Origin of the sequence: Gordonia sp. NPDC057258 (genome assembly GCF_042668985.1) — a bacterium.
Classification (GTDB): Bacteria; Actinomycetota; Actinomycetes; order Mycobacteriales; family Mycobacteriaceae; genus Gordonia; species Gordonia hongkongensis.
Window position 1 is genome coordinate 1 of the sequence record NZ_JBHUXZ010000086.1, and the last position, 1,358, is coordinate 1,358.

The window sequence follows — 1,358 nt, forward strand, 5'->3', positions numbered from 1 at the left end:
TGAATCACCCTAGGTTCTGTGCCGCCTCCAATGTGGGCTGGTCCTCGGGGCCGAGGCCAGCGTAGTGAAGCGTTTCGAGCTCGGTCGGGGGGATCTGGCCGATACTCGAGTGCAGCCTGCTGTTGTTGTACCAGTCGACCCAACCAGCGGTCGCGAACTCGACGTCGGAGACTGTCTTGTACGGACCGGAGTGGAAGATCGTGGTCCGGATGCACTCGGTCTTGTACAAGCCGTTCACCGACTCGGCCAGCGCGTTGTCGTAGGCGTCCCCGACCGTTCCGATCGACGCGGCGATGTCTTCGAGTCGCAGACGTTCAGTCAGTGTAACCGATGTGTACTGACTTCCGGCATCTGAATGGTGAATCAGCTCAGCAGCTTTCACCGGATGCCCTTCCCGCTTGCGCTGCCACAGCGCCATCCGAAGCGGGACCGTCACCAGCTCGACTGTCTTCGATGTCGATGCGTGCCACGCCACGATTCGACGGGAGAACACGTCGATGATGAACACCACGTACACCCACCCGGCCCATGTCCGGCAGTAGGTGAAATCGGTCACCCAGACCCGGTTGGGTTCGGCGGCACTGAACTGTCGGTTCAGCAAATCCTCCGCGCGTACACCGTCAGCGGAGCGGACGGTCGTGCGGACCCCTTTGGATCTTCGAATTCCGTTGTGGCCTAGCATTTTCATTGCTCGATCAACAGCGCCGTAGGACACCCCAGGCAGTGTTGTGCGGTGCAGATGGGCGCGCATCTTCACCCGCCCGTAGAGGCCCTCGGGAGTCATCTTCCGTCGGCCGTCGTCATCGGTGCGCCAGACGACATTGCGCACCGCATCGACGACGTGAGCGTCGGAGACGGTACGAGCAGCAGGCATTCGTGTTCGCCATGCCCGGTAGGTTCGTGCGGCAACCATGCAGCCCTGCTCACGCAGGACCCGGCAGATCGACTCGACCGCAAAACCGTTGCTGCGCATCTGATCTATGAACGCCACGATCATCGGTTGCGGGGGTCGAGTTCCCCCGCGAAGAAAGTTGTCGCCGCCTTCAGAATGGCAACGTCTTCTCGCAACTGCTTGTTCTCCGCCTTGAGACGCTTGATCTCGGCGGACTCCTTCGAGGTGGTCCCGGAGCGGGCGCCGGCATCGACCTGCGCCTGCACGGCCCACCTACGTACCGTCTCCCCGCCGACACCGACCTGCTTAGCGATCGCTTCGGCAGCGGCAGTCAACGACGTGTACTCGCCGCCGTGGGCCTCCAGCAACCGCAGAGCCCTCGAACGGACCTCTGGATCGATCTTTTTAGGCATGAGCTCATCCTTCCTGACTCAGAAGGAAGCGGCATCAAACCAGGGGTGATTCA

Annotated in this window: 1 protein-coding gene; it reads right to left on the reverse strand. The window is 61.7% G+C overall.

The features are described 5' to 3' along the window. Nucleotides 1-4: 4 nt before the first annotated feature. Nucleotides 5-1,305 (reverse strand): IS3 family transposase gene (locus ACFUEJ_RS24195; RefSeq protein WP_139362977.1). Its coding sequence is split into 2 segments (ribosomal slippage): nucleotides 5-1,032 and nucleotides 1,032-1,305, totalling 1,302 coding nucleotides; the frame shifts between segments, so codons are not numbered across the junction. Nucleotides 1,306-1,358: the final 53 nt, after the last annotated feature.